The organism is Rhodococcus sp. NPDC076796 (genome assembly GCF_040702765.1).
Classification (GTDB): domain Bacteria; phylum Actinomycetota; class Actinomycetes; order Mycobacteriales; family Mycobacteriaceae; genus Rhodococcoides.
This window is the reverse complement of record NZ_JBFBMS010000001.1, coordinates 436039-450805: the sequence shown is the minus strand read 5'-3', so window position 1 is coordinate 450805 and position 14767 is coordinate 436039. Positions and strand designations below refer to the sequence as shown.

16 protein-coding genes are annotated in these 14767 nt (G+C 64.4%); 7 read left to right on the top strand and 9 right to left on the bottom strand.

Annotated features, from left to right (window positions below; all coding sequences use genetic code 11):
* Nucleotides 1–4 precede the first annotated feature (4 nt).
* The 6 genes from AB0366_RS02145 to AB0366_RS02120 form a co-directional block, all read right to left on the bottom strand.
* Entirely contained in the window at nt 5–1204 is a 1200-nt protein-coding gene (locus tag AB0366_RS02145; protein WP_366242527.1) for an ABC transporter permease, read from the bottom strand.
* Nucleotides 1201–2094, bottom strand: coding sequence for an ATP-binding cassette domain-containing protein (locus tag AB0366_RS02140; RefSeq protein WP_366242526.1), 894 nt, complete (start codon nt 2092–2094; stop codon nt 1201–1203). Before AB0366_RS02140 ends, AB0366_RS02145 begins: the two co-directional genes overlap by 4 nt.
* The gene (locus AB0366_RS02135; RefSeq protein ID WP_366242525.1) at nt 2091–2651 is read right to left on the bottom strand and encodes a hypothetical protein; all 561 of its coding nucleotides are present in this window, start codon (nt 2649–2651) and stop codon (nt 2091–2093) included. Before AB0366_RS02135 ends, AB0366_RS02140 begins: the two co-directional genes overlap by 4 nt.
* A 2-nt stretch (nt 2652–2653) precedes the next feature.
* On the bottom strand, nt 2654–3187 hold the full coding sequence (locus AB0366_RS02130; RefSeq protein WP_366242524.1) for a hypothetical protein: 534 nt from the start codon (nt 3185–3187) through the stop codon (nt 2654–2656).
* Nucleotides 3184–3456, bottom strand: coding sequence for a helix-turn-helix transcriptional regulator (locus tag AB0366_RS02125; RefSeq protein ID WP_032385724.1), 273 nt, complete (start codon nt 3454–3456; stop codon nt 3184–3186). Before AB0366_RS02125 ends, AB0366_RS02130 begins: the two co-directional genes overlap by 4 nt.
* A 64-nt stretch (nt 3457–3520) precedes the next feature.
* Nucleotides 3521–3976: a MarR family transcriptional regulator gene (locus tag AB0366_RS02120; protein WP_366242523.1), complete on the bottom strand. Its 456-nt coding sequence runs from the start codon at nt 3974–3976 to the stop codon at nt 3521–3523.
* Nucleotides 3977–4057: 81 nt separating this feature from the next.
* Here AB0366_RS02120 and AB0366_RS02115 point away from each other — a divergent pair, with 81 nt between their 5' ends.
* The gene (locus AB0366_RS02115; protein WP_366242522.1) at nt 4058–4888 is read left to right on the top strand and encodes an alpha/beta hydrolase; all 831 of its coding nucleotides are present in this window, start codon (nt 4058–4060) and stop codon (nt 4886–4888) included.
* Nucleotides 4889–4949: 61 nt separating this feature from the next.
* Here AB0366_RS02115 and AB0366_RS02110 read toward each other — a convergent pair whose 3' ends face one another.
* On the bottom strand, nt 4950–6581 hold the full coding sequence (locus AB0366_RS02110; protein WP_366242521.1) for an ABC-F family ATP-binding cassette domain-containing protein: 1632 nt from the start codon (nt 6579–6581) through the stop codon (nt 4950–4952).
* 54 nt (nt 6582–6635) lie between these two features.
* Here AB0366_RS02110 and AB0366_RS02105 point away from each other — a divergent pair, with 54 nt between their 5' ends.
* Both AB0366_RS02105 and AB0366_RS02100 read left to right on the top strand, forming a co-directional pair.
* The gene (locus tag AB0366_RS02105) at nt 6636–7484 is read left to right on the top strand and encodes an aldo/keto reductase (protein WP_366242520.1); all 849 of its coding nucleotides are present in this window, start codon (nt 6636–6638) and stop codon (nt 7482–7484) included.
* 96 nt (nt 7485–7580) lie between these two features.
* The gene (locus AB0366_RS02100; RefSeq protein ID WP_366242519.1) at nt 7581–8402 is read left to right on the top strand and encodes a uroporphyrinogen-III synthase; all 822 of its coding nucleotides are present in this window, start codon (nt 7581–7583) and stop codon (nt 8400–8402) included.
* Here AB0366_RS02100 and AB0366_RS02095 read toward each other — a convergent pair.
* Entirely contained in the window at nt 8399–9466 is a 1068-nt protein-coding gene (locus AB0366_RS02095; protein ID WP_366242518.1) for an NAD(P)-binding domain-containing protein, read from the bottom strand. The two genes, AB0366_RS02100 and AB0366_RS02095, sit on opposite strands and share 4 nt — an antisense overlap.
* A gap of 62 nt (nt 9467–9528) precedes the next feature.
* Between AB0366_RS02095 and AB0366_RS02090 the strand changes: the two genes are divergently transcribed.
* Both AB0366_RS02090 and AB0366_RS02085 read left to right on the top strand, forming a co-directional pair.
* On the top strand, nt 9529–10260 hold the full coding sequence (locus AB0366_RS02090; RefSeq protein ID WP_366242517.1) for an enoyl-CoA hydratase: 732 nt from the start codon (nt 9529–9531) through the stop codon (nt 10258–10260).
* A 220-nt stretch (nt 10261–10480) separates the two neighbouring features.
* Nucleotides 10481–11155, top strand: coding sequence for a hypothetical protein (locus AB0366_RS02085; protein ID WP_366242516.1), 675 nt, complete (start codon nt 10481–10483; stop codon nt 11153–11155).
* Nucleotides 11156–11227: 72 nt separating this feature from the next.
* Here the strand turns inward: AB0366_RS02085 and AB0366_RS02080 are convergent, their stop codons facing one another.
* Nucleotides 11228–12175: an alpha/beta hydrolase gene (locus AB0366_RS02080; protein ID WP_366242515.1), complete on the bottom strand. Its 948-nt coding sequence runs from the start codon at nt 12173–12175 to the stop codon at nt 11228–11230.
* Between the two features lie 199 nt (nt 12176–12374).
* On the opposite strand from AB0366_RS02080, the gene shbA reads away from it, so the two are divergent.
* Both shbA and AB0366_RS02070 read left to right on the top strand, forming a co-directional pair.
* The gene (gene shbA, locus AB0366_RS02075) at nt 12375–12956 is read left to right on the top strand and encodes an RNA polymerase sigma factor ShbA (protein WP_366242514.1); all 582 of its coding nucleotides are present in this window, start codon (nt 12375–12377) and stop codon (nt 12954–12956) included.
* 112 nt (nt 12957–13068) lie between these two features.
* Nucleotides 13069–14715, top strand: coding sequence for a hypothetical protein (locus tag AB0366_RS02070; protein WP_366242513.1), 1647 nt, complete (start codon nt 13069–13071; stop codon nt 14713–14715).
* Nucleotides 14716–14767: the final 52 nt, after the last annotated feature.

Here is a 14767-nt window from a genome sequence, read left to right as displayed (position 1 = left end):
AACCCTAGCGAGCAAACGCTTCCTTCCACGAGACGGTCTTGCCGATCCGAAGAATGGAACGCTGGTAGATCTTCGCCGCACCCATGGCCAGGATTGCGGTGGTGATCACCATCAGAACTGCGGTGCCGACGATCTGTACCGGCGAGGCGACTCCGGACGCGATACGCAGCGGCATCATGATCGCGGAGAACGGCGGGATCCAGCTCAGCGTGTTGGCGAGGGTGCTCTCCGGGTCACTGAGGGAGGAAGTAGCGGCGAAGAACATGGCCAGAATCAAAATCAGCAGCGGCATGGTTGTCGAGTTGACGTCCTCCTGCCGCGAGACCATCGATCCGCCTGCTGCGTAGAGCACTGCGAAGAAGGCGAAACCGAGAACGAACCAGAAGAGAGTTCCGGCGAACACGCTCACCGCGGCACCGGTGATCGTGAGGACGCCTGTGCCCAATCCTGCACCCACACCGGCTATTCCGTACAGGGCAAGCTGCAGGATGCCGACCGCGCCGATACCGAGGATCTTTCCCCAGAGCAACTGCAGGGGGCGGACGGTGGAGAGCAGCAGTTCGACCACGCGCGAGGACTTTTCCTCGACGACGCCCATCGCGACGTACATGCCGAAGCCGATGATCTGGGCGTAGAGCAGGAACACTGCGGAGAACGCGAGAGCTGTCCGCTGGCCGGCCTCGGGATCAGGCGGATCGATAGCGTCGACGGTGACTATTGCGGCACTTGTCGCTGCCCCGAGCTCGTTCTGATCGACACCCTGTTGCGCCAGTGCGAGATTGGTTGCCTGCGTTGCAACACTGCCTTCGACGACGGCGCGCAACGTGCCGGTCAGGTCGGACTCGGTGACGGCGGTGTACGCGCCTTGGGTTCCGTCCGGAACCAACGCCACGTCGAGATCTCCCGATTCGACGCCGCTGCGTGCGGCCGCCGCGTCGGCGATCTCGCGGACCTCGACCGGAGACCCGACGGCATCGCCGGTCGCTTCCATCACGGCCGCAATGGACTGGTCGCCTGCGATACCGACGACGTCGCGCTCTTCGTCACCGCTGCCGGAGAAGATCGAGAACGCGATGATGCCGCCGACGATGACGGCCAGGATGATCGCGTTGCTGATGACGAAGCTCTTCTTCACCACCTGAACGGTGAACTCGCGCTTGGCTATCAAGGACACTGCGCTGAAGGAGTTCAGTTGGGAGCTCATGCCACTACCGCCTCTCGGAACAAGTCGCTCAGGGAAGGTTTCTGGATGGAGAAGTCGTGTACCGGACCGGTCGCCAGGGCGGCCCGCAGGATTTCTTGATCGTCGGCCCCGGGGGCCAAGCTCAGGACGGTGACGCCGTCACTGTGGCCGAGGGTGCTCACCCCGGCGATGCCCGACGCCCATCCGGGCGCGGCGTTCGGTGCGTGGACGTGCAGTTGCGAATCCCCCGAGCCGCGTAGCTCGTCGACGGTCCCGACAGCCTTCATCGAGCCGGCGGCGATGATGCCCACGCGGTCGCAGAGGCGCTGCACCAGATCGAGCTGGTGGCTCGAGAACACCACCGGCACTCCGGCAGCGGCTTTTTCGCGCAAGACCTCGCTCATGACGTCGACGGCGATCGGGTCGAGTCCGGAGAACGGCTCGTCCAGTACGAGCACTGCGGGGTCGTGCACCAGCGCGGCCGCCAGCTGCACGCGCTGCTGGTTGCCCAGGCTCAGTGCGTCGACGGTGTCGTTGACGCGCTGATCGATGCCGAGGCGTTCGGTCCAACGGATCACCGCAGCCTTGGCTTCCTTGGACGACAGGCCGTGCAGTTCGGCCATGTACGCCAATTGCGGGCCGACCTTCATCTTCGGATACAGGCCGCGTTCCTCGGGCATGTAGCCGATGGTGCGGCGGACATCGAGGTCGACGGGCTTGCCGCCCAACAGAACCTGGCCGGAATCTGCCGACAGGACTCCCAGCGCGATGCGCATCGTGGTGGTCTTGCCCGCGCCGTTGCTGCCGACGAAGCCGAACAGCTCGCCCGGGCGAACGTCGAAGCTGAGATTGTCGAGGGCGATCTTGTCGCCGTACTTCTTGGAGACGGAGTCGATCGTGAGGGTGCTCATGGTGCCCTTTCGGTCTCTGTTTCGGGATCGAAATCTTCGAGTTCGGGGTCGGGAGTGATCCAGGCGAGAATGACTGCGGGTGCGCACCCGCCGGCCAGCAGCGCAGCGAGAGTCCACAAACCTCCGGCGTAAGCGAGGTTCTCGTTGTCGTACGCTCCCGACAGCACGATCAGGACCAGGATTGCCACCATCACCAGCGCCTGGGTGACCGTGAGGCCGATCGAGCGTGCTTCGTTGCGCTGCTGCACTTCCCATTCGTCGAGTGCGCCCACCGGTGCATCGCTGTGGCGACGGGACACTGTTTGCAGCATCGTCCACGTGACGAGAAACAGCACGGTGGCCGGGATCCATGCGATCGGTGCCCACCTGGAGAACAGTGACCAAACCGCAATCACCAACAGGGTGAGCAAGGACGCCATCAGCAAGACGGCGAGTATGCGTCGACGTTTCTGCGTGCGCCAATTCGGAAGCCAGTGACGGGTTTTCGCGTCGTTCTCCATGAAGCGCCGCGTGCGATGCGCCTGGTAGCGGGTGAGGATGTCGGGGCGTTCGCTCATTGTCAGCCGTCCTCGGGGTCGGGGTCGGGAGTGGTCCATGCGAGAAGCATTGCGGGGGCGTATCTCCCGGCGCTCAGAGCGGTCAAGATCAATGCGCCTCCCGAGAGCGCCAGATCTGCGTTGTCCAGGAACATCGCCCCGAGAAACAGGTACGACGCTGCCGCTGTGCCCAAACCCTGGGTGACTGTCAGTCCGATCGATCGGGCGTGGTTGCGGCGTGCAACCTCGTACTCGTCGAGTGCATCTTCCGGTGCTTCGGCCTGGCTGCGAGAGACGATGCCGAGGACGATGGATGCGAAGAAGAACGCGATGTAGCACACGGCCCATCCGCCGAGTGCCCCCCTGACTGCGAGAACTGCCAGTGCGAATCCGGCCGCGGCGGCGAGGAGGGCGAGGAGCGCGATCACAAAGGTGCGGCGTCGCTTTTGGGCTCGCAGGCCTGGTAGCCAGTTGGCGTAATGCTTGTCGCTGTCCAGGAACATCTGCGTGCGGGATTCCTGATAGCGGGAGTAAATGCTCGGCTCGGGCTTGTTCATCGATCCTTCTCCCTTCGGAAGAGTTCGGCCGAGAGTGGTCCGAGTTCTTCTCGTGAGAACACTGCTTCGATCGGCAGATCGAACACATCGCAGATGCGCATCGCGAGGTCGAGGCTCGGGTAGTGGTCGCCTCGTTCGAGGGCTCCCACTGTCTGGGGATTCACTTCGACGAGTTCGGCCAGTTGCGCGCGGCTCATCTTTCGTTCTGCCCGCAGAACACCCACCCTGTTGAAGATCGGGAGCGCGGTACCGCGCTTGACGGGGCTCATGACAATGAAGTGTTGTATAAACCCAACGATATGTCAACCAGTAATAACGAATTTGTTGGTATGGCTACGGGCTCTGCTGTTCGCGAGCTGCCACGACGACCGCGTGCATGGTCGTCAGAAACTCGTCGATCGTTGCCCGCTGATCGGGTGTGAAGCGTGCGAGTTCGTCGACGGCCCGACCGATGACGGGGCCGAAAAACGTGGTGCCGAGTTCCGACGCATGCGCGGTCACGCGCAGCAGTACCCGTCGGCGATCGGAGGGATCCGGTTCGCGTAGCACCAAGTCGCGCTTGGTCATTCGATCGATCAAGGCGGTGACCGACGCCGATTCCAGGCCCAGCTGTCCGCCGAGCCAGCCGGGTGTGGCACGCGTTCCGGCTCGGTCTGCATCCAGCAGGCAGATCAGCGCGCGGATGTCTGTCGGGTGAAGTGAGTGCTTCTGGGCGAACTCCGCGCCGAGGAGATCGAGCTCGACGGTGAGCGCTCGCAATCGATGCACGGCGGCGACAGGTTCGGTCATGTGCTGATCCCTCGGGAGATGCTGGACGAGAAGTCTCTCCATTGTCTATTATCTCGACCATCGAGAGAATAGAGGGTTGCCGTGACGCTGGAAAAATTCTCCTCCGCCTACGACCGGGTGCTGCAGCAGTGGCCGGCTGATACCCAGGCCATCGACGTGAAGACGGTGCACGGCACCACCCGAATCAACGCCTGCGGACCCGTCGACGGCCCGGCTCTGGTCCTGTTGTCCGGGGCCGGTGCGACGTCGGCCGTGTGGTTCGCCAACGTTGCAGCGCTCGCGCAGCGATATCGGGTGTACGCGGTGGACCTCATGGGCGACGTGGGGCGAAGCGTTCCTGGCGACCGGTCCATCGACTCTGTCGAGGAACTACTGGGTTGGCTGTCAGCCGTCCTGGACGAGTTGAACCTGCCAACCGCGGCGCTCTGCGGACATTCCTACGGTGCGATGATCGCTCTGGCGTACGCCCTGCGCAACAAAAGCCGCGTCGATGCGCTCACTCTCCTCGATCCCAATGCCTGCTTCGGCTCCATGAGTCCGAGGTATCTGCTGCACGCCCTGCCGATATTGCTCGCTCCCAACGAGAAACGGCAGCGGCGTTTCGTAGCGTGGGAGACCGACGGCCTGGCTTTGGATTCCGACTGGCTCGACGTGCTCGCGCTCGGTGCCGCACATTTCCCGACGGCGAAGACCATCGTTCCCAAGCGGCCGAAGCCTGCTGCGTTCGAGAACTTCGATGTGCACACCACCGTGGTCCTGGCGGGGAAGGGGAAGGTGCACAACGCCACTCGGGTCGAAGCGTCTGTGCGCGCCGTTCTGCCGAGTGCGAGAACGGTGATACTCGAGAACGCCACGCACCACGGGCTGCCGATGCATCCCGCCGCCGAGGTGAACGAAATTCTGCTCAGTTGACGCGAATCGGGTGCAGCTGACCGCGCTCACCGCGGTCAGCTGCACCCGATTTCAACGCGATCTACAGCTCCGACAGCTGCCCGTCGGCCATGGTCCACTGGCGAGTGCTACGGACCGTGTCGAGCATTCTGCGGTCGTGGGTCACCAGCAGCAGTGTGCCCTCGAAGTTTTCCATCGCGCGTTCGAGTTGTTCGATGGCAGGTAGGTCGAGGTGATTGGTCGGCTCGTCGAGCACCAGCAGATTGACTCCGCGGGCCTGTAGCAACGCGAGTGCGGCGCGGGTTCGTTCACCGGGGGAGAGGGATGACGCCGGCCGCAGTGCATCGTCGCCGCGTAGGCCGAACTTGGCCAGCAGCGTGCGGACTTCGGCATCGGGCCACTCGGGAACTGCGGCACTGAGGGCGTCGGACACTGTGCCCTCGCCGACGAAGTGTGCTCGCGCCTGGTCGATTTCACCGACGGCGACTCCGGAGCCGAGAGAGGCCGTGCCCTCGTCCGGGCTGAGCCGGCCCAGCAGCACCGACAGCAACGTCGTCTTGCCGGAGCCGTTGGGCCCGGTGATCAGAATGCGATCGCCCCACTCGATCTGCGTCGTGACCGGTCCGAACGTGAACCCGGATCGCCGGACGACAGCACCGCCCAACACCGACACCACGGTGCCGCTACGGGGAGCCGCGGCGATCTCCATCCGCAGTTCCCACTCCTTGCGGGGCTCTTCCACCACCTCGAGGCGCTCTATGCGACGTTGTGTCTGACGAGCTTTCGCGGCCTGCTTCTCGGTCGATTCGGCGCGCGTCTTGCGGGCGATCTTGTCGTTGTCGGTGGCCTTGCGTCGCGCATTACGTACCCCCGACTCCATCCAGTTCCGCTGCATCTGTGCCCGTGACTCCAACGCGGACTTGGTGTCTGCGAACTCGTCGTACTTCTCCCTGGCATGCTGGCGCGCAATCTCGCGCTCCGCCAGATACGACTGGTAGCTGCCGTCGTACACATCGATGCGACGCTGCGCCCGATCGAGCTCGACGACACCCGTCACCGTTCGTGCCAGAAACTCGCGATCGTGACTGACGACGACGATGGCGGCCCGTGTGGCGACGACGAACTGCTCCAGTTGCTCCAGGCCTGCCAGGTCGAGATCGTTGGTGGGCTCGTCGAGCAGCAGGATGTCGTAGCGAGCGAGCAGAATCGCGGCGAGCCCGGCTCGGGCGGCCTGACCGCCCGACAGATCCGTCATCAGTGCCGATCCGTCGACCTCGAGACCGAGATCCGCGAGCACCTTCGCCGTTCGCTCCGCCAGATCGGCGCCGCCGAGGGCGAGCCATCGCTCCAGTGCCGGGGTGTAAAGGTCCTCGTCACTCGAACCGAGAGCCTCGGCTGCGGCGTTCATCGCAGATTCTGCCGCCGTGACCCCGGTGCGCCGACCGAGGAAGTCCAGCACGGTCTCCCCGGCGATCCGCTCGGGCTCCTGAGCCAGATAGCCGACGGTCGCGTCGGGCGGGCTGGTGTAGATCTCACCCTCGTGATCAGCCGTGCCGACCCCCGCGAGCAGCGTCAACAAGGTCGATTTACCTGCACCGTTGGCCCCGACGAGCCCGATCACATCACCCTCGGCCACCGTCAGATCGAGGCCGGAGAACAGGGTTCGATCGCCGTGAAAAGCGGCGAGATCATCGATACGAAGCGTTGCGGTCACACCGAAACACTAAGGGGCGGGAACAACACCACCCCACCCACCGTTGCCATTCGTATGACGTATTCAGCCGAGACCAGTACTGTCCCGACCATCGTGCTCAACGACGGCACGTCCATTCCCCAGCTGGGGTTCGGTGTGTGGCAGGTGCCCGACGACGGTGCCCAGGCCGCAGTGACCGAGGCATTGAAGGTCGGCTACCGCAGCATCGACACCGCCAAGGTGTACGAGAACGAAACCGGCACCGGCCGGGCCATCGCAGAATCCGGCATCGCCCGTGACGAGCTGTTCGTGACCACCAAGCTGTGGAACGACGACCAGGGCTACGACTCCACCTTGAAGGCATTCGACGCCAGCATGGATCGCCTCGGGCTCGAGTACCTCGACCTGTACCTCATTCACTGGCAGCAGCTCGACCGCGACAAGTACATCGACACCTTCAAGGCGTTCCAGAAGCTCAAGGCAGACGGCCGCATCGGTTCCATCGGCGTCTCGAACTTCACCATCCCCACCCTGGAGAAGCTGATCGACGCCGTCGGCGAGACGCCGTCGGTCAACCAGATCGAGCTGCATCCGCGGCTGATCCAGGAAGAGCTGCGCGCGTTCCACACCTCGAAGGGCATCGCCACCGAGGCCTGGAGCCCACTGGGATCGGGCACCATCCTCGACGAGCCGGTGTTCGCGAAGATCGCCGACGCACACGGCGTCACCCCGGCCCAGGTCATCCTGCGCTGGCACATCCAGCTCGGCAACGTGGTGATCCCCAAGTCGGTGACCCCGAAGCGCATCGGCAGCAACTTCGACGTGTTCGGCTTCGAGCTCAGCAACGACGAAATTCAGCAGATCAACGCGCTGGACTCCGCAGACGGCCGCACCGGCCCGGACCCGGACAAGTTCAGCAGCTGATGTGACCGGAACTTCGTAGCGGGCTACGAAGTCCGGAGTGGAGCCTGCGGAACGACCACGGGCACAGCGCTCACATAGGGGGCCTAGTCTGTACCCATGTCCGATTCGCTCGACGGCAAGACCGTTGCCCTCACCGCCGAGCGGCGTGCAGACGAATTGGCCACCATGCTCGAACGCCGCGGCGCGAACATCGTTCACGCCGCGGCGATTCACGTTCTGCCCCTGATCGACGATTCCGAGTTGAAGTCGGCCACCGAGGGCATCGTCGAACGACCGCCGCAGATCGTGGTGATCAGCACCGGTATCGGTTTTCGGGGCTGGCTCGACGCGGCTGCCGACTGGGGTATCCGTGATGATCTCGTTGCTGCCCTTGCGCATTCGCGAATCATCGCCCGAGGGCCCAAGGCACGCGGTGCCATTCGCGGTGCGGGGCTGCGGGACGAGTGGTCCCCGGCCACCGAGGCCTCCCAGGAAGTCTCCGATCATCTCGAGGCCGAAGGTGTTGCCGGGGTGGACATCGCGGTTCAGCTGCACGGGGTGATCACCGAGTGGGAACCGACGATCCATCTCAACGACGCACTGAGCGAACTCGGGGCACACGTGCGGCCGGTTCCGGTGTATCGGTGGATCCGCCCGGTGGATCAGGCTCCGCTGATCGACCTGTTGGGGCAGATCATCGACCGTCGCGTGGATGCAGTCACGTTCACCAGCGCCCCCGCGGTGGCATCTCTGCTGTCGACCGCAAAGGACAACGGCCTGCTCGACGCCTTCCTCGACGCACTTCGCGGCCCTGTCGCCGCGATCTGCGTCGGGCCGGTGACGTCGGCGCCGTTGGATGCGTTGGGCGTTCCGACCTCCATGCCGAGCCGGGCGCGATTGGGTGCGCTCGCGAAGTTCGTCGCCGAGCAGCTCGGCTAATCCAGAGTCTCGAGCAGTTCCGTCACCGCGGCTCGCCCGGCTCGGTTCGCCCCGATCGTGCTGGCGGACGGCCCGTATCCCAGCAGGTGGACGCGATGGTTCGCGGCCACGCGGGTGGTGAGCCGGCCGTCCATGACGATTCCGCCGCCGTGCCCGCGCAGGCGCAGCGGAGCGAGGTGATCGAGGGCGCTGCGAAAGCCGGTGGCCCACAGAATCACATCGGCGTGCTGACTCGACCCGTCCTCCCACACCACCGAATCTTTCGTGATGGACGAGAACATCGGCTTCCGGTCGAGGGCGCCGCGGTGCTGAGCAGCAGCCAACGACGGCGTCAGCAGCAGTCCGGTCACCGAGACCACCGAACCGGGCGGCAGGCCCGCCCGCACCCGCTCCTCGACCATTGCGACGGCCTTGCGTCCGGCATCGTGATCGAACTCGCTGTCTCGGAACACCGGTGGTCGACGCGTCACCCAGGTCGTGGACGTGACCTGCGAAATCTCGTCGAGCAGTTGGACGGCCGAGATGCCGCCGCCCACCACGACGACGTGCTTGCCCGCGAACTCGTCGGCAGTCCGGTAATCCTTGGTGTGCAGTTGCCTGCCTGCGAACGTCTCGGCTCCGTCGTAGTGCGGAACGAACGGCTTCTCCCACGTCCCGGTCGCATTGATCAGCCCCTCGGCCATGACGACGGTCTCGCCGGCTTCGACCCGGAACAAGGGTTCGCGGTCGCACACGACGGTCACCGTGACGGGGCGTCGAACATGCAGTTCGAAGCGTTCCTCGTACTCGCGGTAGTAGCGGGGGACGGCATCGGCGGCCGCGACGCTCTCGGCGGGCTCGTCTCCGAGCGTGTCCGCAAAGGCCATACCGGGCAGGTTGTGCACCCCGTTGACAGTGCTCAGCGTCAGCGAGGGCCAGCGGAACTGCCATGCGCCGCCCGGGCCGGGGGAGCGGTCCAGCATCACGAACCCCTCACCTGCGGTCAGGCCCGCGCGATGCAGGTGATAGCCGGCCGAGAGTCCGGCCTGGCCGGCGCCGATGACGGCGACCCGAGTGTCGATCATGGAGACCAGTAGACCAGGCCCCGCACTGTCAATTCCCGTACCGGTCGGTAACCTCTGCTCTCGTGATCGGACTCTCTCGTGACGGCGACGTCGTCACCATCGAACTGCAGCGCCCGGATCGACGGAACGCGTTGAACTCCGAGCTGTGCCTTGCGGTGCATCGCGGCGTCGAACAAGCCGAGCGTGACGGCGCACGGGTCGTGGTCATCACCGGCCAGGGAACCAGCTTCTGCGCGGGCGCGGATCTGACCGGTGATGCGTTTCCCGAGCATTTCGGTCAGATCCTCGAGGAGATGCTGACGGCAATCGAACGTGTCTCGATTCCGGTCGTGGCTGCGATCAACGGCCCAGCAGTGGGGGCAGGCACCCAGTTGGCGATCGCCTGCGATCTGCGGGTCGTTGCGCCGGGCAGCTTCTTCGAGATTCCGTCGACGAGGCTCGGTATCGCGGTGAGCAACTGGACCATCCGGCGCTTGGCCGCGCTCGCAGGCGGCGGCGTTGCACGCACGATTCTGATCGGCGGGGAACGGGTGCACGCCGATCAGGCCCACGTGTGCGGGCTGGCCAACAAACTCGGCGACGTCGACGCGGCGACGCAATGGGCGCAGTCGATCACCGAGCTCGCTCCGTTGGCGCTGAAGCATCTCAAGCTCGTCTTCAACGACGATGGAGCACATGATGTTCCGACGCCGGAGCAGACCGCAGCGTTCGAGGCCGCGTGGAGCAGTGAGGACATGAAGGAAGCGCGACGCGCACGTACCGAGAAGCGCACGCCGAAGTTCGTGGGCAGGTGATCGGCGGCGGGGGTCTTTTCGGTAGGAAGAGACAACCCGCGCGTGTCGTTTACGAACCGTTGGGACTTCGAAAGTCGTTCTGTCCCTTATGAGTCGATGCGTCGCATCGTTGTTCGGATCGACCCCGTTCGTTCATCTTCGGTTCGCCTGACCCGCTTGTTCCACCCATAGTTTTTCGCTGCTCGCATCGAGTGATGGACACGACGAAAGACTGAGGAACATGAAGCTGACTCGATTCGCGGCAACGTCCGCATTGGTCATTGCAGCGATGACGACCGCCATGGGAACTGCCTACGCCGATCCGGCTCCGGCGCTCGCCGCTCCGGTCGGTTGGAACGTCACCCAGGCCGGTAACCAGGTCATCGTCGACACGTCGGCGGGCACCCTGAGCAACGAGGACAACCACCTCGTCGTCCGCGACGCCAACGGTGCGCTGGTCGATTCCGTGCCACTGGCCATTGCCGTCGACGGGTTCTCGCACCCCGTCGCCGCCGTCATCGACGGAAACCACGCCACCTTGACCGCCGATGCCTCGCCTGCCGCGGCAACCCCGGTCTCCGCCTCTCTTCCGGGTCTGCAGCAGGTCGACCTGCCCGCCGCAGTCTCCGGCGTCAAGGACAACATCAGCCTCTCCGCATCGGTCGGCGGATTCCTCGGAGCCGCAACCGGTCTGGTCACCGGCTGCTTCCTCGGAGCCATCGCTGCCGGTACCGTCTCCGCACCTGCACTGCTGCTCTTCGGTGCCGCACCGGTGGCCGGATGCGTCGGCGGCGCACTGCTTCTGGGCTCTGGTGCATCGCTCGCCGGTACCGCCATCGGCGGTCTCGGTGCCATCGCAGGCAACGCGGGGCAGTTCATCCAGCTCCTCAACGCTCCCCCCGCCGTCAAGAAGTAATTCTCTTACAGCAGTACTGTGGCCCGCATCGGATTCCGGTGCGGGCCACGGTCGTCGGCACGTTCTGAGTTGCTAGCGAGCCAGCGCGAGATCTCCCACGTGTGCACGTCGAGCGGCCGTCACGAGTTCGACGATGGCCTCGGCCACCTCGTGGGCTCGTTCCAGAATCACCATGTGCCCGGCCTGCGCGACGCGTACCAGGCGAGCGTCGGGCAGATGTGCGGCAAGGGTTTCCGAGTGTCGCATGGGTGTCATCATGTCGTCGGAGCCGCAGAGGACGAGGGTGGGAATCGAGGCGAGAGCGGCCAGGCCGGCCACCTCGTCGAGCCCTCGGAACGCCCCGAGGAAGCCGGCCATCGTCACGATGGACGTCTCACCCAGCATCGCCGTCGCCAGCGTCACCACCCTCGGACTGACTCTTCGGGATCCGCATCCCGCTGTCCTGACGATGGGTGCACAGACGCCGCGACTGAGTCTCTTGGCACCCGACATCAGCCGAGGGGCCCGTCGAACAGCGGCCTGGAATACCGACACCGCGGGATGCGCGAGGCAACTGCCGAGTCCGTCGTCGGTGATTCCGCCCGCCGACGTCGCGATCAAACCGACTCCGATCAGGCGCGTGCCGATGGCCTCCGGGTTCTGGCGGGCGTAGGACAGCGCTGTCATTCCCCCCATCGAATGGCCGACGACGACGAACGGTCCCGACGGAACCACTGCGCGGATGACGTCGGCCAGGTCCTCGCCGAGTCGGTCGATGGTGCAACTTTCCGACGCGGCCGGACTCGACTCGCCGTGCCCGCGGTGGTCGTACATCACGATCCGCACGTCGTCTCCCCAAGTGTGCTCGACCTGTCGACGCAGGTCGGTCCACGACTGCATCCGCAGGCAGTGGCCGTGCACGAACACCGCGGTCAGCGGGGCATTCGGATGCCCGAATTCGCGAACCGCCAGCGCGGTGCCGTCACCGGCAGCGACGGTGCTGCGGCGACCGACCTGGTGGGTCTGCTCGCTGGTGATCATGGGGCGCTCCGTGGGTGTGAGTGTCACGTGTTGCGACGACGGTGTTGTCCGGTACTTCGCTTCCTCGACACGCCGTGTTACCTGAATCACAATTTTCTGCCGGTGTGGTACCCGCTCGGACCAAGCCGGGTGGGAATCGGCACCGAAGTACTGGTGAGCGTTCAGGAGAGGACGCGCGTTGCCAGTGAGGAGATCGGCCATGGGTTTCGGCATGGACAGGCTCGAGGACGTTGTGCCCCGCGCCGTAGCGGGAGATCGACTCGCCCTCGAACAGGTGCTGGTGCTGATCCAGCCACCGGTTCGCCGATACTGCTCCGCCCGGATCGGAAATCTCGACGTCGCCGCGGACGATGTGGTGCAGGAGGTCTGCCTCGCACTGGTCACCGCCATTCCCAAGTACCGCGACATGGGCAAGCCCTTCATGGCATTCGTGTACGGGATCGCCGCGCACAAGCTGGCCGACGCCGGTCGTAAATCGGTTCTGCGGCAGTCGTTCTCGATCGACGAGATGCCCGAGGAGCAATCCACCGATGCCGGGCCGGAACAGCTCGCGCTCGGCGACGAACTGCGTAGCCACACCCAGGCATTGATGGACACACTGCCGCCGAAGTACCGCAAGATCATTCTGATGCGAGTCGTGTGGGGCATGACGGCACCACAAACCGGTGAAGCACTCGGAATGACGGCCGGAGCCGTGCGAGTGGCCCAGCATCGGGCGATGAACATGCTTCGCGCCGAGCTGTCGAACTTCTCGCTGCTGGCGGCGCGCGCAGTCGCCTGACGTTCTCTGCACGACGCGTATCGCGCCGGATGTCCGAATCGTCGGAGTGAGTAACAGCAGCTACATCTTTCCAAGACACCCCGGCAACGTGGCGGTTCTACGTTGTTGACCCATGACCGCCGTACAGCCTGCGCCGACAGACACCGCGCTCAAAGAGACGCTCGAGGACTACACGCTGCGCTTCGCGCCGCGTAGCTACCGTAAATGGGGAACCGGTGTTGTCGCGACGTCCGCGCTCGGCGGTATCGCGTATCTCGCGGACTTCGCCATCGGTGCCAACATCGGAATCTCGTACGGAACCGGCAACGCACTCTGGGGCATCCTGGTGTTCGCCGTGGTGATCTTCCTGACCGGACTTCCGCTCGCCTACTACGCTGCTCGCTACAACATCGATCTCGACTTGATCACGCGCGGAAGCGGATTCGGCTACTACGGGTCGGTGGTCACCAACGTCATCTTCGCGACGTTCACGTTCATCTTCTTCGCGCTCGAGGGTTCGATCATGGCGCAGGGACTCGAACTCGGCTTGGGCATACCGTTGCCCATCGGGTACGCGGTGTCCACGATCATGGTGATTCCTCTGGTCATCTACGGCATGAAAGCCCTTGCCAAGCTCCAGGTCTGGACCACCCCGCTGTGGCTGGTGCTGATGGTGCTGCCGTTCGTCTATCTGGTGATCAGCAATCCCGATTCGGTCGGGGAGTTCCTCGCCTACGGCGGTCAGGACGGTGCCGACGGTAAGGGCGTCAACATCGGATCGGTGATGCTCGCGGCGGGCGTGTGTCTGTCGTTGATCGCGCAGATCGCCGAGCAGATCGACTACCTGCGGTTCATGCCACCCAAGACTCCCGAGAACTCCCGACGCTGGTGGACTGCAGTGCTTCTCGCCGGTCCGGGCTGGGTCATCTTCGGTGCACTCAAGCAGGTCGTCGGTCTCTTCCTTGCCGTGTACCTGATCGCCAACGTCGTCGACGGTTCGACCATCGCCAACGAGCCTGTGCACCAGTTCCTGGAGATCTACGAGAACTTCATGCCGGGTTGGCTCGCGATGACCCTCGCGGTGATCCTGGTCGTCATCAGCCAGATCAAGATCAACGTCACCAACGCCTACTCCGGGTCGCTGGCGTGGACCAACTCCTACACCCGCCTCACCAAGACGTATCCCGGCCGCATGGTGTTCGTGCTGTTCAACCTTGCCATCGCACTTATCCTGATGGAAGCCAACATGTTCGACTTCCTCAACAGCATTCTCGGCTTCTACGCCAACTGCGGTATCGCGTGGATTGCCGTGGTGGCGTCGGACATCGTATTCAACAAGTACATCCTGAAGCTCTCGCCCAAGGTGCCCGAGTTCCGACGCGGCATGCTCTACAACATCAATCCGGTCGGCTTCGGGTCGATGGCGGCGTCGGCGATCCTGTCGATCCTCGTCTTCTTCGGGGCATTCGGATCTGCGATCAAACCGTATTCGCCCATCGTGGCTCTCGTTCTCGCACTGGTTCTTCCGCCCATCCTGGCGGTGGCAACCAAGGGCAAGTACTACCTGCGACGCACGGACGACGGTATCGATCTGCCGATGTTCGACGAGCACGGCAACCCGTCCGATGCGCTCGTGATGTGCCACGTCAGCGGCATGGAATTCGAGCGACCCGACATGATCGCGTCCAACGTCCCCGGGCCGAACGGGGAGAAGCAGTACATCAGTTCACTCTCGCTCAGCACCGACAAGACGGGGGAGCACATCCTGCCTCCGCAGTGACCCACCCATGTGAGCGGAACTTCGTAGCCCACTACGAAGTTCCGCTCACATG

Excerpts from the sequence above, each read along its gene's own strand:
- AB0366_RS02145 (WP_366242527.1), bottom strand. The coding sequence starts at position 1,204 with ATGAGCTCCCAACTGAACTCCTTCAGCGCAGTGTCCTTGATAGCCAAG.
- AB0366_RS02140 (WP_366242526.1), bottom strand. The coding sequence starts at position 2,094 with ATGAGCACCCTCACGATCGACTCCGTCTCCAAGAAGTACGGCGACAAG.
- AB0366_RS02135 (WP_366242525.1), bottom strand. The coding sequence starts at position 2,651 with ATGAGCGAACGCCCCGACATCCTCACCCGCTACCAGGCGCATCGCACG.
- AB0366_RS02130 (WP_366242524.1), bottom strand. The coding sequence starts at position 3,187 with ATGAACAAGCCCGAGCCGAGCATTTACTCCCGCTATCAGGAATCCCGC.
- AB0366_RS02125 (WP_032385724.1), bottom strand. The coding sequence starts at position 3,456 with ATGAGCCCCGTCAAGCGCGGTACCGCGCTCCCGATCTTCAACAGGGTG.
- AB0366_RS02120 (WP_366242523.1), bottom strand. The coding sequence starts at position 3,976 with ATGACCGAACCTGTCGCCGCCGTGCATCGATTGCGAGCGCTCACCGTC.
- AB0366_RS02105 (WP_366242520.1), top strand. The coding sequence starts at position 6,636 with ATGACGTATTCAGCCGAGACCAGTACTGTCCCGACCATCGTGCTCAAC.
- AB0366_RS02100 (WP_366242519.1), top strand. The coding sequence starts at position 7,581 with ATGTCCGATTCGCTCGACGGCAAGACCGTTGCCCTCACCGCCGAGCGG.
- AB0366_RS02095 (WP_366242518.1), bottom strand. The coding sequence starts at position 9,466 with ATGATCGACACTCGGGTCGCCGTCATCGGCGCCGGCCAGGCCGGACTC.
- AB0366_RS02085 (WP_366242516.1), top strand. The coding sequence starts at position 10,481 with ATGAAGCTGACTCGATTCGCGGCAACGTCCGCATTGGTCATTGCAGCG.
- AB0366_RS02080 (WP_366242515.1), bottom strand. The coding sequence starts at position 12,175 with ATGATCACCAGCGAGCAGACCCACCAGGTCGGTCGCCGCAGCACCGTC.
- shbA (WP_366242514.1), top strand. The coding sequence starts at position 12,375 with ATGGGTTTCGGCATGGACAGGCTCGAGGACGTTGTGCCCCGCGCCGTA.
- AB0366_RS02070 (WP_366242513.1), top strand. The coding sequence starts at position 13,069 with ATGACCGCCGTACAGCCTGCGCCGACAGACACCGCGCTCAAAGAGACG.